Annotated in this window: 15 protein-coding genes; 3 read left to right on the forward strand and 12 right to left on the reverse strand. The window is 50.2% G+C overall.

The window, feature by feature from the left end; genetic code table 11:
- Nucleotides 1-147: 147 nt before the first annotated feature.
- The 3 genes from ACSR9A_RS25460 to ACSR9A_RS25470 all read left to right on the forward strand — a co-directional run bounded on the left by ACSR9A_RS25460 (nt 148) and on the right by ACSR9A_RS25470 (nt 2,154).
- Nucleotides 148-1,230 (forward strand): Gfo/Idh/MocA family protein, encoded by a 1,083-nt coding sequence (locus ACSR9A_RS25460; protein ID WP_473760581.1) that lies wholly within the window; start codon nt 148-150, stop codon nt 1,228-1,230.
- A 154-nt stretch (nt 1,231-1,384) separates the two neighbouring features.
- Complete coding sequence (locus tag ACSR9A_RS25465) at nt 1,385-1,582, forward strand: DUF6199 family natural product biosynthesis protein (protein ID WP_473760583.1); 198 nt, start codon at nt 1,385-1,387, stop codon at nt 1,580-1,582.
- A gap of 86 nt (nt 1,583-1,668) precedes the next feature.
- Nucleotides 1,669-2,154 (forward strand): hypothetical protein, encoded by a 486-nt coding sequence (locus ACSR9A_RS25470; protein ID WP_473760585.1) that lies wholly within the window; start codon nt 1,669-1,671, stop codon nt 2,152-2,154.
- 719 nt (nt 2,155-2,873) lie between these two features.
- Here ACSR9A_RS25470 and ACSR9A_RS25475 read toward each other — a convergent pair.
- From ACSR9A_RS25475 to ACSR9A_RS25530, 12 genes are all read right to left on the reverse strand, one after another.
- Complete coding sequence (locus tag ACSR9A_RS25475; protein WP_473760586.1) at nt 2,874-4,673, reverse strand: glycoside hydrolase family 2 protein; 1,800 nt, start codon at nt 4,671-4,673, stop codon at nt 2,874-2,876.
- Nucleotides 4,674-4,902: 229 nt separating this feature from the next.
- Complete coding sequence (locus ACSR9A_RS25480) at nt 4,903-6,234, reverse strand: LLM class flavin-dependent oxidoreductase (RefSeq protein WP_341278904.1); 1,332 nt, start codon at nt 6,232-6,234, stop codon at nt 4,903-4,905.
- Between the two features lie 22 nt (nt 6,235-6,256).
- Nucleotides 6,257-6,790 (reverse strand): GNAT family N-acetyltransferase, encoded by a 534-nt coding sequence (locus ACSR9A_RS25485; protein WP_473760588.1) that lies wholly within the window; start codon nt 6,788-6,790, stop codon nt 6,257-6,259.
- Nucleotides 6,791-6,998: 208 nt separating this feature from the next.
- Nucleotides 6,999-8,174, reverse strand: coding sequence for an amidohydrolase (locus ACSR9A_RS25490; RefSeq protein ID WP_473760589.1), 1,176 nt, complete (start codon nt 8,172-8,174; stop codon nt 6,999-7,001).
- Nucleotides 8,175-8,265: 91 nt separating this feature from the next.
- On the reverse strand, nt 8,266-9,282 hold the full coding sequence (locus ACSR9A_RS25495; protein ID WP_473760592.1) for an LLM class flavin-dependent oxidoreductase: 1,017 nt from the start codon (nt 9,280-9,282) through the stop codon (nt 8,266-8,268).
- Between the two features lie 40 nt (nt 9,283-9,322).
- Nucleotides 9,323-10,075 (reverse strand): amino acid ABC transporter ATP-binding protein, encoded by a 753-nt coding sequence (locus tag ACSR9A_RS25500; RefSeq protein WP_473760594.1) that lies wholly within the window; start codon nt 10,073-10,075, stop codon nt 9,323-9,325.
- Nucleotides 10,072-10,782 (reverse strand): amino acid ABC transporter permease, encoded by a 711-nt coding sequence (locus ACSR9A_RS25505; protein WP_473760595.1) that lies wholly within the window; start codon nt 10,780-10,782, stop codon nt 10,072-10,074. Before ACSR9A_RS25505 ends, ACSR9A_RS25500 begins: the two co-directional genes overlap by 4 nt.
- A 5-nt stretch (nt 10,783-10,787) precedes the next feature.
- The gene (locus ACSR9A_RS25510; protein WP_473760597.1) at nt 10,788-11,555 is read right to left on the reverse strand and encodes an amino acid ABC transporter permease; all 768 of its coding nucleotides are present in this window, start codon (nt 11,553-11,555) and stop codon (nt 10,788-10,790) included.
- A gap of 48 nt (nt 11,556-11,603) precedes the next feature.
- Nucleotides 11,604-12,464, reverse strand: coding sequence for a transporter substrate-binding domain-containing protein (locus ACSR9A_RS25515; RefSeq protein ID WP_473760599.1), 861 nt, complete (start codon nt 12,462-12,464; stop codon nt 11,604-11,606).
- Nucleotides 12,465-12,676: 212 nt separating this feature from the next.
- A complete protein-coding gene (locus tag ACSR9A_RS25520) occupies nt 12,677-13,567 on the reverse strand; it encodes a LysR substrate-binding domain-containing protein (protein WP_473760601.1) in 891 nt (296 codons plus the stop codon).
- 238 nt (nt 13,568-13,805) lie between these two features.
- A complete protein-coding gene (locus ACSR9A_RS25525; RefSeq protein ID WP_473760604.1) occupies nt 13,806-14,471 on the reverse strand; it encodes a polysaccharide deacetylase family protein in 666 nt (221 codons plus the stop codon).
- Nucleotides 14,472-14,605: 134 nt separating this feature from the next.
- Nucleotides 14,606-15,313: a MarR family transcriptional regulator gene (locus ACSR9A_RS25530; RefSeq protein WP_473760606.1), complete on the reverse strand. Its 708-nt coding sequence runs from the start codon at nt 15,311-15,313 to the stop codon at nt 14,606-14,608.
- Nucleotides 15,314-15,379: the final 66 nt, after the last annotated feature.

A 15,379-nucleotide genomic window follows, 5' to 3' on the forward strand; every position in this document is an offset into this window, starting at 1 on the left:
TTAGACCGCTTCAGCGGTAGAAATCCACTAGCAAATGCGAGCGCTATCGCTTCTCAAATCCAAACCTTTCACTCCGCTCACTTATTAACAAGTTATTTAAAGCATGCGCCGAGGCGCACTAACAACAAATTCAAGGAGGATTTTATAATGTCTACAATTCATCGTATTGCGATTATCGGCTGTGGCGGTATCGCTAATGGCAAGCATTTGCCAAGCCTTAGCACGATTAAAAGCGCACAAATCGTCGCTTTCTGCGACATCGAGGAGCATCGCGCACAGGAGGCTGCTGCGAAGTATGGTGCGGAAGGCGCTCGCGTATACACCGACTATACTGAGCTTTTGAAGGACGAATCTATTGAAGTCGTTCACGTCTGTACGCCGAATGATTCCCATGCGGTCATCGCGATTGCTGCGCTGGAAGCTGGCAAGCATGTCATGTGCGAGAAGCCAATGGCAAAAACAGCAGCAGATGCAAAGCTTATGATGGAAACGGCACGCCGTACTGGCAAAAAACTGACGATCGGCTACAACAACCGTTTCCGTCCAGACAGCCAGCAGCTGAAGAAAATTTGTGCTAATGGCGAGCTGGGCGAAGTGTATTACGCGAAAGCACATGCGATTCGTCGCCGCGCCGTACCAACATGGGGCGTATTTCTTGATGAAGAAAAACAAGGCGGCGGCCCGCTAATCGATATCGGTACTCACGCGCTGGATCTGACATTGTGGATGATGGACAACTACAAGCCAAAGGTTGTACTTGGAACAGCCTACCACAAGCTGTCGCAGCGTGAAAATGCAGCCAACGCTTGGGGCCCTTGGGACCCTGCCAAGTTTACCGTTGAAGATTCCGCTTTCGGCATGATCGTTATGGAAAATGGCGCTACGATTTCCCTTGAGTCCAGCTGGGCGCTGAACACACTGGATATTGACGAAGCAAAATGCTCGCTGTCCGGTACAGAAGGCGGAGCTGATATGAAAGGCGGCCTGCGGATCAATGGCGAAAACCATAGCCGTCTTTACACGACGGACATTGAGCTGAAATCCGGCGGCGTGGCTTTCTTCGACGGCGCAGATTCCGGCCGCGACTCCGATCTGGAAATGAGAATGTGGCTGAAAGCAATTGAGGACGACACTGATCCGGTTGTAACGCCAGAGCAAGCGTATGTCGTTTCGCAAATTTTGGAGGCCATTTATGAGTCCGCACGCACGGGCAAAGCCGTTTATCTGTAACAGCTAGCTGCTTCATAAAGCACAACTTAAATTATACAAGCCTGCTCCCATCCGCACGCGGAAGGAGCAGGCTTTTTCCACTAAAAGATTACAGTTATGGTCATCGATCATGTTATTATAAAGCTGTACTCATTTTTCAAGGAGGTGTCCGCTCATGCTTTTTATTGGGATTTTATTAATCTGCTGTGGTTTATTATTGGTGACGCGGCCCGCCTTCGTATGGTCACTGACTGAGAGCTGGAAATCTAATGACGGCACCGAAGCGTCCAGCCTCTACCTTGTATCAACAAGATTCGGTGGCGTATTATGCACGCTAGCAGGGCTTACAGCTATCATTGCTTATTGGCTTTAGGGGATATTCGTTAATCATGCACACAAATTTAACCGATCCGAAGGAAGGCTAGCAGCTCGGAAAGGTACGCAGATAGGGGAATTCCGTTGCAGGGCTATCAGGAAAAAAGAGATCTAGAACGCACAGCTGTCCGCATTTTCATCCGTCTCTACAACCAAAATTATGCCAATAGGCTCCGGCTGCTCTATCAGCGTGAACGCCCGGATGCCGTGCTTCAGCATCGGAATCATCACATCATTGGCGTTGAAATTACTCATCTGTTCTATGATTCCGAAGAGGCGAAAAGGCTGCTAGGCCGCTCCCAATCGCGCAATCTTAATCAAGAGGTAGTCGAAATGCTGATCGCCGAGCTGAATAAGCGCATTCAGACGAAGGAATTGAAAATAAACCATTACGCGACTGCTTATCCGATCGCGTTAATCATTCGAAATGCTTCCCCCGCCTTCGGCATGTCCGATATTTTGCGTGCCAAAGAGCTCATCTATAAGCCGCAAGGCCGCTTTACCCATGTGTGGTTTTTATCGCGCGATGGATCTGACGAGTGGTTGATGAAGGATTTGCAGCAGCTGTAGGCTCCAGCCTTAGAGCTGCCCTGCCCTTACACTCACATTCATCGCCGCGCCAACTTTACTATAGGCGTAAATGGACCAATCCCCTCCCACCTATCATTTGCTGCACTTTAACGAACAAGAGGAGCAGCGTCATGATGCCCAGTCCCAGTAGAAAGCGATTTGTTCTTATCTTAGTCGAGGGTAAATCTTATCTAACGAGTTAAGGCTGGGGGCAACCACATAGGTGCGTTGCTCAGATCACTGTTACTGAAACCACTATGGATGAGACCCCTCGGCTCGGGAACGCTCCCTTTTTTTGGCGGACTGAGGTTCCGCTATTCTGGGTTTTACTCCGATTTCAGGCCGTAAGCGGACAGGAAATCCGTTATCTCCCTCATTATTCCCTGAAAAAGGAATCAGGCGGTGCATTAGCTGCTCCTCAGTCCGCAGCCGGTGCCATAACCCGTGATTCTATTGAAATAGCGGCTGCTGTGTCCGCCAAGTCCATCATCGTGCAGGGAGTAAACCGGAGTCGGTTGTGAGACTGCGGCGGGAAGATATTTGATGCTAAAATGGATCAGCTTCTGGCTCGCTTACATTTGCATGCACGCCTAATCACATAAAAAACGATGGAGCAAACGGCAGCATGCCGTTAATCCCATCGCTTCTATGCTTAATATATTTAGCCAGACTACTCCACCCTTGTGCTAAATCTCTTTCATTTACAAGTCCAAATTGCCCTACAACCGAGCTTTGCCTCGAAAATACTTCTTCACCACTTCATAAGCCAGCTTCGGCCTGCGATAGCGGTCCACAATGCCTTTGCTGTTCTGCGTTCCGGCGCGGGCGAGCAGCCAGCCCGTGCCTTCGGTTACCCGGCAATCGCAAAACTGCCAAATGAACATGCCGGACATATACTCTCGCGACGTGTACGCCTGCAAATTCGCTTCAATAATATCTGCCTGGCGCTCCTCTGTGCCGCGTACCCGGTTCGGGTCGCGCAAGCCGTAATGGCCGTCGCCGCCAAACTCGCTCATAATCATCGGCTTGCCCGCACCGCCTGCGGCATCGGCCCAGCCTCGCGCCGCATCGCATAGCTCGCCTGGATCTTCATCGCCATACCAGCCCGGGTACAAATTACAGGACACGATGTCGGCAAGGTCAAAGCAAATTTCCTTCTCACGGTGATGGGAAGCAAACGTTAGCGGCCTGCTGCTGTCCATTGCCCGAATTTGCTCAAGCTGCCGCTTGTAGTGAACGCGCCCTTCCTCCAAATCGCTGGCGCATTCATTCAAAATCGCCCAAATGACAATCGATGGATGATTAAAATGCTGCTCCACCATCTCGCGATTAACCTGCTCGCACTGCCAAATAAAATTTGGATTGCGCATTTGCTCAATCGACAAGCCGCGGGCATGATTTTCTTCCCATACCAGCACGCCGTGCTCATCGCATAAATCGAGAAAACGCTCATCATTCGGATAATGGCTAGTTCTCACCGCGCTTGCGCCCATATCCAGCATCAACTGTAAATCCTGTGCCATAAGCGGCAGCGGTAAAGCTGAACCTGTCAGCGGATGATCCTCATGCCGATTAAATCCTTGCAGCACGATATCCTCGCCGTTCAATTGAATGCGTCCACGCTCCGTTGTAACCGTTCGGAAGCCTACGCGCTCCACCAAATCATCGACGGGAGCCGCTTGGCCTTCGATTTGCACCAAAACCTGCAGCAAATACAAAGCCGGATTTTCCTGCGACCAAGACTGCACCTGATCCATGCTGAAAATGCCGCCTACACTCGCCGTCTCTCCCGGTTGCAAGCTCACGCTGCCAAGCTCCAGCGTCTGCCCTGCAATCGTCGCCGTCAGCCTAGTATCCAACTGCACCTGCGTATGCTTCTTCGATAGCGCTGGATAGCGGACACAAGCGCGAATCTCTGCCTGCCAGCTGCCAGCACTTTGCTGTCCTGCTTCCAATTCTGTTTCTATTTCTGTTTCTGATTCGGTTTCCGATTCGGTTTCTGTTTCTGAAGTTAAATTTTTCAAAGGGATGAAAGATATGCGCTCAACAAACAGCTCCTGAATTTCCTCCAGCATGACCGGACGAATAATTCCGCCGTATGTATAATAGTCGTTAGGGACGTGAAGCGACGATGCTTCGCTAAAAGAATTATCCACGAGCACGGCAAGCTCATGTGTACCCGCTTCAACATCGCGAATGACGGCATCGAATGCCGTATACGCATTATAATGGCGGGCAACCGGCTTTCCATCAAAAAACACATTGGCTGTATGGCTCACGCCTTTAAAAATAAGACGAAGCGACGTCCGTTTCTCCAAGGTCACTTTGGTGCGGTAAACGCCTCTGCCACTGTATGTCAGCAGCTCCGGATGCGTCTCCCAGCAGCCCGGAACCGCCAGCCTATATCGATATTGAAGCGATTCCAGCTGAATTTCTCCATCCGGAACCGTGACAAAATCCCACATACCGCCAAGTTCTCTTACTTTTCGAATTGTATTAGTCTGAAATAATCTGGACATGCTTTGCCTCCCCAATATGGCTTTAACGCCCCTATTGTAAACGCTACTATTTTATCACTATTTCCGTTTTTTGCAAGGCGCCCTTTGCATGGCATATGTATGTAAACAGCAAATACACGGGCCCGTGCAGTGAACATTTCCAAAAAATGTCCAGTGTGCCAGTACCCGTGTATGATACAAACGCGATTACTATTCTTTTTTGTCCGATCAACAGCTCAGAAATGCTGTTTTAAGCTTTGCTTAGCGCTTTTGCGGCATAGCGATTCTCAGGAATCGGCAGCTCTAAATTGCCGCGGAGCGTATCATGCTCATACTCTGTCCGGTAGATGCCACGCTCCTGCAAAATCGGCACAACTAGATCGACGAAGTCATCCAGCCCCTTCGGCACAGAAGAATGAATAATGAAGCCGTCGGCACCCTCTTCCTCATGCCATTGCTGAATTAAGTCAGCGATTTTCTCCGGCGTACCGATAAAGTCTGTGCGCGGCGTTGCTACGCTTAGTGCGACCTGGCGCAGCGTTAAGCCGTGCTCCCGAGCTTTGCTCTTGATTTTGTCCGTGCCACTGCGGAAGCTGTTGCTGCCGAGATCGCCAATGTCCGGGAATGGCTCATCGAGCGGAAACTGCGAGAAGTCGAAATGCTCGAAGAAGCGGCCCAAAAATTGCAGCGCCTTATCAATAGACACGAGGCTAGCCAGCTCCTCGTATTTGCGGTCTGCTTCTTCCTGCGTATGTCCGATAATGGGAGAAATGCCAGGGAAAATGCCAATTTCATCTGCCGACCGGCCATACGCTGCCGCTCTATTTTTCACATCGAGATAGAAAGCCTTCGCTTCCTCCAAGGACTCATGCCCCGTAAATACCGCATCGGCGCTTTTCGCTGCCAAATTGCGTCCATCCTCCGAGGAGCCCGCTTGGAAAACAACCGGCTGGCCCTGCTTCGAGCGGGCAATATTGAGCGGCCCCTGCACGGAGAAAAACTCGCCTTTATGATTCAAACGATGCAGCTTCTCCGGGTCAAAAAACACGCCCGATTCCTTATCCCGCACAAAAGCATCATCTTCCCATGAATCCCAAAGCCCGCGCGTTACCTCCAAATATTCCTCTGCAATGCGGTAGCGCTGCGGATGCGTTGGATGATCCGCCTTGCTGTAGTTTTTCGCTGAGCCTTCAAGTGGTGACGTGACGACATTCCAGCCGCCGCGCCCGCCGCTAATATGATCAAGCGAAGCAAACTGCCGGGCTACGGTGAACGGCTCGCTGTAGGACGTCGACAGCGTGCCAACCAAGCCGATCTTCGAAGTAACCGCCGCCAGCGCGGAAAGGATAGTCAGCGGCTCAAATCGATTCAAGAAATGAGGCAGCGAATGCTCGGTAATGTAGAGCCCATCGGCAATAAATACAAGATCGAATTTGCCTGCCTCAGCCTTCTGCGCCTGCTGCTTGTAAAATTCAAAATTAACGCTGGCATCCGTCACGGCATCCTTATGTCTCCAAGCCCCAACATGACCGCCAACCCCATGAACAATTGCACCAAATTTGATTTTTTTCCGCTTAGCCATAACCAATTCCTCCTCCGAATGTTTATGAAGACAATAATGCCGTTTCCTGAAGCTGCAGCTTGTAGCATTTCACCAAAACATCGCCATTGTACATTTCCTTATCCGTCGCCCGTTCAAAGCCCAGCCGCTCATAAAGCTTAATGGCAGACGCCATTAAATCAGAGGTGTGCAGATGCAGCGTGGAAGCCCCAAGCGCGAGCGAACGGCGAATGCTTTCCTTGATCAGCTCTGTCGCAACGCCAAGCCCGCGGGCCTCTGGCGCTACCCCAAGCAAGCGAATAATCGGTGAATCGATTTTCAGCTCTGGACGTCCATAGGCGGTAGTCGACGAAGTGAACAGCAGCACACTGCCGACGATCTCCCCATTCACCTCCGCAACTATGCGCGCCTGGGGTCCTTCCTTATCAACCGATTCAATAATAGAAGCCTTATAATCGGCCCAGCGATCGGGTGACATAACAGCCTCGTACTGCGAATAAGCAGCTACGACGATGCGCAAAATCGCCTCGCGGTCTTCCGCTACCGCATCCCGAACTTCAACTTTGATATTCGCCACACTATACACACCTTTCGCATGATTTTTATCGGAATTATAGGATAAAAAGAGCCTTGACCGCTTCATCTATAAGATGACGTCTAGGAGCCCTTTTGTTAAAATATAGGAATTTATAAGTTTCATTCTTATAACCAGCCTATATTTCTCGGACTGAAACGCGCCACGCCGACTAAGGCCGGCGACGGCCGTTTCACCTTATTCGCTTCGTTTATTGCTTATTCGTTTCTCCGAACGGCTCCAAATAACGACTGGCTAGGTTGGCAAAATAAGCAGCGGTCAGCGGCAGCGCCTGCTCATCGATATCGAAAGCCGGATGATGCCATTCCTGCGGGCCCGCTGTTCCCATGAAAAAAAACAAACCCGGTACCTGCTTCTGATAAAAAGCAAAATCCTCTCCAGCAGAAGACGGAAGCGGCTCTACGACCTGCAGCAACGTTTCGTGAGCTGCTGCGACTGCTGCTTCTACTAAAGCCGGGTCATTTTGAACCGCTGGCGGCCCTTTAATCCAGCGCACCGTCGCAGTTGCGCCGAACGCTGCTGCTACATTTTCCGCCACCTGCTGGAAACGTTCCAGCACATGCTTCCTCACCTGCTCGTCAAAGGTGCGAATCGTCCCGTCGAAGACGGCCTTTTCCGCTATGACATTCCAGGCGGTTCCGCTTTGAATGCGCGTCACGCTAACGACCGCGCTCAGCAGCGGGCTGACATTGCGGCTGACGATCGATTGCAGCGCCGTCACAATATGCGCCGCCGTCACAATCGGATCAATGCTTGCTTCCGGCACAGCCGCATGGCTGCCTTTGCCCGTCACCTCAACAACAAAACCATCGGCTGCTGCCATTATCGGTCCCGGCTTAATGCCAATCGTCCCGACGGGCAGATCCGGCTTATTATGAATGCCATAAATCGCCCCCACACCATCAAGCGCGCCGCTTGCAATGACCACCTGTGCGCCTGTCGCCTTCTCCTCAGAAGGCTGAAAAATAAGGCGCACCGTTCCCGCCAGCGTCTCCTCGCGCTGCTTGAGCAGTAAAGCTGCACCGATGAGCGAAGCGGTATGATAATCATGCCCGCAAGCATGCATTTTTCCCGCCACTTGCGATGCATAGGGCAGCCCCGTCTCCTCTTGGATCGGCAGTGCATCAATATCGGCACGCAAAGCCAGAACAGGCCCGCTGCGTTTGCCGCCAACTTCGGCGACTACACCCGTTTTCAGCCCATAATCGACGATGCGAATGCCCGCTTCCGTAAGCCAGCCTTGAATCGCCTTCGTCGTGGCGAACTCTTCATTTGATAATTCGGGATGCTGGTGCAGCTGGCGCCGTATTTCAATCAGCTTTGCCCCCAACTGCTGCGTCCTCTCCGCCGCCTGTGTATCCGCCATGCCAAATCCTCCCCCGCATCGTGCTTTTGCTCCAGCCTATTCATGCTGCCTGCCCTACTACTTGCCTTTCACAGTATCCACTTTAAACCTTCTAGCTTTCTACAGCAAGCTCAGCGAAAGCTTCCGATAACAGCTCATAGGAATGAATTCTAGCTTCAAAATCCTTAACCGCCGTCGTTATAATAAACTCATTGACGTGATGCTTCTCCTGCCATTCCAGCAGCCGCCTCCGAACGGTCTCCTTCGAGCCTTTCGTAATTTCGGCTTCCTTCACTTCAACCCTATAAGGCTGGCCCGATTGTCTACCGAATTCTTCCGCCTGCTCGACGGTTCCGACCGTCAGCGTCTTGCCATTTTCCAAATGAATTTTAACGTTTTTATGATCAGAGGCCAGCAGTGCTGCCTCCTCATCGGTATTAGCGGCAATGAGCGACAGCGCCAAAATCGCCTGCGGCTGCTTGCCTTTATCCGAGCGGAACTCCGCATGATAAGCGGTCAGCGCCTCTTCCGCGATAGCTGCATCACTGTTAATAAATTGGGCAAATACATACGGGTAACCGGCTTCAGCTGCCAGCTTCGCACTGGCTACACTAGCGCCAAGCACATAGATTTCGGCTGGCTGCTCTGGCACAGGGGAAGCCTGCAGCCCGGCCAACTCATGCTCCGCGGGCAGCGTATTTTTCACAAAATGCTCTAATTCCACCAGCTTATCCTGCAGCGACTGCTCCTGTGAAATGCCTTTCTGCAAAGCCTGCGTGGAACGCGGCAGCCCGCCCGGCGCGCGGCCGATTCCTAGATCAACACGGCCTGGAGCAAGTGTCGCCAGCAAATTAAAGTTTTCCGCTACTTTATAAGGGCTATAATGCTGGAGCATAATACCGCCTGAGCCAATGCGAATACTTTCTGTTTGAGCAAGCAAAAACGAAATCAGCACCTCAGGCGAGGAGCCGGCAACTTGCGCCGAATCATGATGCTCAGATACCCAGAAACGGTTGTAGCCGAGCTGCTCCGCCTTTTTCACCAGTGTGAGTGTATTTTGAAAAGCCTCTGCCGGCGTGCTGCCTGGAAAAACAGGGCTTTGGTCTAAAATGCTAAGCTTAATCGCCATTTCCATTCTCTCCCATCGTCGATTGCCTTGCAACGCTCGTTTATATGCTATAGCTAGGTTCCGGCGCGATTCGCTTCAGAAACTGCTTGGTCCGTTCTTCCTTCGGCCTGCCGAACAGCTCGCTCGGCTTGCCTTCTTCGACGATAACACCGCCGTCCATAAAGACGACATGGCTTGCGACATCGCGGGCAAAGCCCATTTCATGCGTGACGACGATCATCGTAATGCCTTCTCCAGCGATTTTGCGAATGACATCAAGCACTTCGCCCACAAGCTCCGGATCAAGCGCCGACGTCGGCTCATCGAACAAAATCACTTCCGGGTTCAGCGCAAGCGCCCGGGCGATGCCCACCCGCTGCTGCTGTCCGCCGGATAGCTCGCTTGGGTAAGCGTCAAGCTTCGCCGCAAGCCCTACCTTCTCCAGCATTTGCGTGCTGCGCCGCCTTGCTTCGTCTTTGGGCAGCTTTTGCACAATGAGCAGCCCTTCCATGACGTTTTCCAGCGCCGTCTTATGCTTGAATAAATTGTAATGCTGGAACACCATAGCCGAGCGCTGGCGCAGATTATGAATATCTTTTTTCCCTGCTGCCTTGAAGTCCAGCTCGAAATCCCCAATGCGGATTTGCCCATTATCGGGCTTCTCCAAATAATTGATGCAGCGCAGCAAGGTTGTTTTACCCGAGCCGCTTGGGCCCAATATGACAACGACCTCGCCTTTTTCCACCGTCAAATCGATGGATTGAAGCACCTGATTTTTCCCAAACGACTTGGAAATCTGCTTCAGTTCAATCATGCTACGCCACCTCGATTGTATTTATTAATTCTCCGCTCAAGCCAAGCAGTACCTTGCTCGATTAATATGGTCATGCCCCAGAACAGCACCGCGGCTGCAATGTAGGCTTCAAGAAATTTCCAATTTGTGGCAGCGACAATTTGCGCTTGGGCATTGATTTCAACGACAGATACGGTAAAAGCGAGCGTTGAACCGTGCAGCATGCCAATCAAATTGTTCGATAGATTCGGCAAGCAGACGGCGAGCGCCTGCGGCAGTACAATACGGCGCAGCGCCTGCGGCGTCGTCATTCCAATGGAATAAGCGGCCTCCATCTGTCCGCGGTTCACCGCAAGAATGCCTGCGCGTACAACCTCCGACATATAGGCGCCTGCAGTAATCGAGAAAGAAATATAAGCAAATCCGATTAACGGAATAACCGTTGAATTAAAGCCAAGTCCGAGTGCGCTTGCCAGCCCATCGATTATGATCGGAAGGCCGAAATAGATAAGCAGCAAATGCATGAGCATCGGCGTACCACGAATGAATAGCACATAAGCGCTAGCCAGCGGGTATAGAATCGGAATGCGATAAATACGAATAAGGGCAATTGCTGTACCGATAATGAAACCGACGAACACCGAGACGATGGTAATATAAAGTGTATTAGGCAGCGCCTTGAACAAGCTGAGAAAGGCCGTCCATATAAATCCAGGGTCTAGTGACATCAGGCTCAGCCTCCTTTCTCAAAGCGCGCGATGAGCGTCCGCTTCCACAGCCTTCTTTTTCCATAACGCTCCACCGGTTCGGCCACTTGTTTCTCATGACGCAGCAGCCTGCGCTCTAAATAATGGAAGGTCCGCTCCAAAATCGTGCTGATTACAAAATAAATAAGGGACAAAGCAATGTAGGTTTCGATAAAATGCTGGGTTGCCGAGGCTAGCGTCTGCGACTTGCCCGTCATTTCCATGGCGCCCAGCGTGAACGCCAGCGATGTGTCCTTCAGGTTGCCAATGACGAGATTCGCCAAAATCGGGATCGATATCGCCAGCGCCTGCGGCAGCACAATTCGGGTAAACGCCTGATAGCCGCTCATTCCAATCGCATAGGCCGCCTCTACCTGCCCACGATCCACCCCATTGACCGCCGCCCGAATCGCCTCGGAAATAAAAGCGCCACTATGGAGAGCATAAGCCAAAATAACGAAAACGAGCACATTGGCCCGTGATACATCAATATGAACCAGCTTAAGCAATTCCGGAAGACCGTAATAAATGAGAAAGAGCTGAATCAATATTGGCGTTCCGCGGAAAAAGGATACATACACCTGCGAAACCCGCTGCAATACGGGAGTTTTGTAAAGCCGGGGCAGCGCGATTATAAAACCAACCACGATGCCCAGCAAAATGGATGCAGCTACAATAAACAAGGTGATATGCAGGTAAGACAGCAATTTGGGTATGAAATCTAGCAAGTAATGAATATCAAATTTTCTGCCCATAGGTTTCCCTCCGTCTTACACCCTTGACCAGCAAGTTAGTAGCACCATTTATTTTTTTACAACTTCATCAAGCGGTTTTGTGTAGTCTTCGCCAAGCCACTCTACGCTCAGCTTCGACAGCGTTCCGTCTGCTTTAACCTCTTTAATTGCTGCATCCAGTTTGTCTGCCAGCTCCTGGCTGTCTTTGCGAAGCACGAACAGCACGTCGGATTGAATGAGCGGTTCGCCTACCGTTTTCATCGCAGGATTGCCATCTGTGTCAGGGTAGAACGGAAGCGAGAAGTCAGTAGCAAGCGTTGCATCTACGCGGCCGCTTTTGAGCAAGGCAATTCGGTCGTTGGCAGCGCCGCTGGAGTAAACAATTTCATACGGATTGTTGTGATCCTTGTTGTATTGCTCCAGGAAAAAGGCCTGATTGCTCGTTGGCGATGTGAACACTTTTTTGCCTGTCAAATCGTCGATTGAATTAATTGTCGTATTGTCTCTGTACACTGCGATTTTGGAAAGGAAAATGCTGTACGGCTCTTTATTAAAAAGGAATTTGGCCTCACGCTCTGGATTTTTCTCCATTTGGTGAGCGACAAAATCGATTTTTTTCGTCTCAAGGCTTAGCAGCAAGCTTGAAAATTCTTGCGTTTGGAATTCAAACTCATATTCCGGAAGGCGTTTATCGATTTCTCTAACCAGCTCAACGTCGAAGCCTGTCAGCTTGCCGTCCTCATCGATAAAGCATACATTCGGGAACTGGGTACCCGTGCCGACAATAATTTTCTTCACTTCCTGAGCCGGGCTAGCACTTGCCCCTGCACCGCTGTTTGCTGTTTCATTCGCGCCATTATTTGCAGCTCCGCAAGCCGTCAGCGTAAAGGACAATACCAGCAGCGTAGCTAAAAAAGTTCTTTTTTTCATAAAAATCGTTCCCCCATGTCATCTCGTTTTATAAAACCTATAATTCCTACCTATTAAGTAAGAATTGTTCTGTCACTAATTTATCATCCGCTCATCAAACCGTCAATGCCTCGGATAATAGGGTTTTTCTATTCTCTTATCTAAACATTCGATAGGTCGGCTTCAGGGCAGCTCTGTTCGTGTGTCGAATTCCCTCGTTTTACGTTTACTTTTTATGCCCCGCTGACGAAAGGCAATGCTTTGACAAGCTTCACCAAGCTTTCGAAAAAAGGACTGCTCTCCCCGTTAAGCATAATCAGGTTCGTATCCAGCGACAGTCCCTCCACTTCTGGAATCGCAATCGGGAAAAGCTGGCCAGCCTGAACCTCGTCATAGGCAGACAGACTTGGCAGGAAGCAGATCCCCAGCTTTTGCAGCACGAGCCTCTTCGCGGTTTCCAAATTATCTGTGTGGCAGGACATTTCCGGCGGTTCATTAAGTGATTCAAAAACCCGCTGCAGCCTTACCCAGTCCAGCGCTCCACATTCAAAAAACACCAGCGGCTGGTTGCCTATCGCCCTTAGCGTAATCTGCTTTTCTTTCAGAAAAGGGTGGCCCTCATACACATGCAGCCGAATGGCGTCATCCAGCAGCTTAACCGAGCGCAAGCCGGGATGGGTCGTTTGACGGACAAAGCCGATATCGACCTCTTTGTTCAGCACCTTTTCCACAATATCATCCGTCTTGGCGGTCACTGTCTTGAAACGAATGCCAGGATGCTTCTCCTTCAGTGCTGGCAGCAGCCTCGGCACCAAATAATTTGCCGTTGACACGGTACAGCCAATTCTCAGCTGGGCAGGCATCTCCTGCTTCTGATGCAGCTGTTTGCGACCCTTTTCCAGCGTCTGCAAAATTTGCTGGGCGTACGGCAGGAACCGCTTGCCTTCCTCGGTCAATTGAATTTGCTTGCCCATGCGGTCGAACAGCTTGCAATCAAGCTCCCGCTCCAGCGACTGAATTCTCGCCGTTACGGACGGCTGGGAAAGAAAAAGGCTTTCCGCAGCCTTATTAAAGCTGCCGTAGTAAATGACATAGACGAATGCTTCTATATTTTCGATATTCACCGGGAGAGCCTCCTCGCAAAATACAACTTAACCAACTTGTTAACTTGGAATTATGTTGTGATAATGGTAATCCACATCTACCTAGGTGTCAATGGGCGAAGGAGAAAAAAAATAGCCCCCTAGCCGGACCATTCATCGCGCGCGGTTTTGTGGATGCAAGAAAAACGGACACCTCGCGGGTGTCCGTCATTGGAGTATACCATGATCCGATAAAAACGGAAGGCCCTGTGCTTCAGGTTTATCCTTCTAACTCCTCTGGGCTCATCGCCAGACCGCTCTCATCCGGATCGGCCATATCCAGCAGTTCACTGGTGGTGACAAAACGATATCCTTCTGCAGCCAGTTCTTCCACCAGCACCCGAACCGCTTCAATGGTTTGGGAACGGTCCCCGTACCCGTCATGGAACAGCAAGATACTGCCGGGCGCGACCACCTGCCGTGTATGCTCCAGAATATAATCGACGCCTGGCGTTTCCCAATCCTTGGCCGCTCCATTTACCGTGCCGATTGACCGGTATCCGTACTCTGCAGCCAGAGACAGAATGCTGTCATTCACGCCAAAGAATGGCGGTCTGAAGCTACGTACCTGTTGCCCTGTAACCTTCCGCATAAGGACATCTGTTCGCTGCAGCTCCCCACTAGCTTCCTCCAACGTCAGTTCAGTAAGGTCTGGATGGGAATAAGTATGATTCCCGAGCTCGTGGCCCTCCTGATGCACAACGGCCGCCATTTCTGGATGCGCTTCCATCTCCTGACCAATCATAAAAAAGGTTGCTCGTCCTCCCACACTGCGGAAAATATCAAGTAATTGGCTCGTATATACCGGATTCGGACCATCATCAAATGTGAAGGCCACTGCCTTTTCCCTTACAGAAATCTGATGTATCATTGATAATTTGACCATGAAATGACCGTCTCCTCTTCATAATTATAACTTGTCCACTCTCTATCATTTTGACAGAAACAGAACGATTTCGCATCCTCATTTTGGCAGTATTCCAATATTAAATATCGTCAAAAAGAACAAGGAAAACTGGATCATTTCGAGGGAGTTAAAAAAGTATCGTTAAGAATCGCTTTAGCTTTCTTTAAGTTTTGGGAATCCAACTTATGGAGTATCGCCATGATTTCGTTCATTTCCTCGGTATCTGATAAAGTACGAACGGACTTGTCATTGTCTGTCTCTTCGTTTGTGCGCGCAGCTCTCTGACTCGGTGCAATTGACTCCCCTTTTGTCTCCGAATATACCCATGATGTATGCAACGTTTCGCTAAGGGCATTGACGAGAAAGCTTAATTCAGCTTCGTTATACCGTTGCAGGAAACGATTGACTCCGATATTAATTTGATGATGCAGGGCTTCATGCAGACGAAAAATCTCTTTGCCCAGTGATGTGGTACGGAACAGAATTTCTTTTTTGTTATCCGGAAGGTATTCAAAAAGGATGATTTGTTTATCCGCCAGTTTTCTCGTAATTTTAGAGATACTCCCTTTGGAATAGCCGAACTTCTTTGAAATCGTTATGCCATTTACAGGCTCAAGCTTTCCAATCGCATCCAGCACATGCAGCATCATGACTGTCATTTCTTTTACCAACTCTGCAACAGCAGGATTAGGGCTATTTTGGATCAGCCATTGTTTCTCTTCATCATCTTCCGCTTGGTATCTAAGCTGTATGTCATTCACAACTTCTAACAATCCCTTGATTAAGCGATCTTTATTTTGTACTTCCTTATGGTTGATCATTCATTTCTCCTCCGATGATTAGCCTAATACCAGTATAACAGTGGGCAGCACAAAATTAAAGTTTCC

It is taken from the genome of Paenibacillus sp. R-74696 (genome assembly GCF_055814915.1).

Coding starts and splice junctions, on each gene's coding strand:
- ACSR9A_RS25460 (WP_473760581.1), top strand. CDS start 148: ATGTCTACAATTCATCGTATTGCGATTATCGGCTGTGGCGGTATCGCT.
- ACSR9A_RS25465 (WP_473760583.1), top strand. CDS start 1,385: ATGCTTTTTATTGGGATTTTATTAATCTGCTGTGGTTTATTATTGGTG.
- ACSR9A_RS25475 (WP_473760586.1), bottom strand. CDS start 4,673: ATGTCCAGATTATTTCAGACTAATACAATTCGAAAAGTAAGAGAACTT.
- ACSR9A_RS25480 (WP_341278904.1), bottom strand. CDS start 6,234: ATGGCTAAGCGGAAAAAAATCAAATTTGGTGCAATTGTTCATGGGGTT.
- ACSR9A_RS25490 (WP_473760589.1), bottom strand. CDS start 8,174: ATGGCGGATACACAGGCGGCGGAGAGGACGCAGCAGTTGGGGGCAAAG.
- ACSR9A_RS25495 (WP_473760592.1), bottom strand. CDS start 9,282: ATGGCGATTAAGCTTAGCATTTTAGACCAAAGCCCTGTTTTTCCAGGC.
- ACSR9A_RS25500 (WP_473760594.1), bottom strand. CDS start 10,075: ATGATTGAACTGAAGCAGATTTCCAAGTCGTTTGGGAAAAATCAGGTG.
- ACSR9A_RS25505 (WP_473760595.1), bottom strand. CDS start 10,782: ATGTCACTAGACCCTGGATTTATATGGACGGCCTTTCTCAGCTTGTTC.
- ACSR9A_RS25510 (WP_473760597.1), bottom strand. CDS start 11,555: ATGGGCAGAAAATTTGATATTCATTACTTGCTAGATTTCATACCCAAA.
- ACSR9A_RS25515 (WP_473760599.1), bottom strand. CDS start 12,464: ATGAAAAAAAGAACTTTTTTAGCTACGCTGCTGGTATTGTCCTTTACG.
- ACSR9A_RS25525 (WP_473760604.1), bottom strand. CDS start 14,471: ATGGTCAAATTATCAATGATACATCAGATTTCTGTAAGGGAAAAGGCA.
- ACSR9A_RS25530 (WP_473760606.1), bottom strand. CDS start 15,313: ATGATCAACCATAAGGAAGTACAAAATAAAGATCGCTTAATCAAGGGA.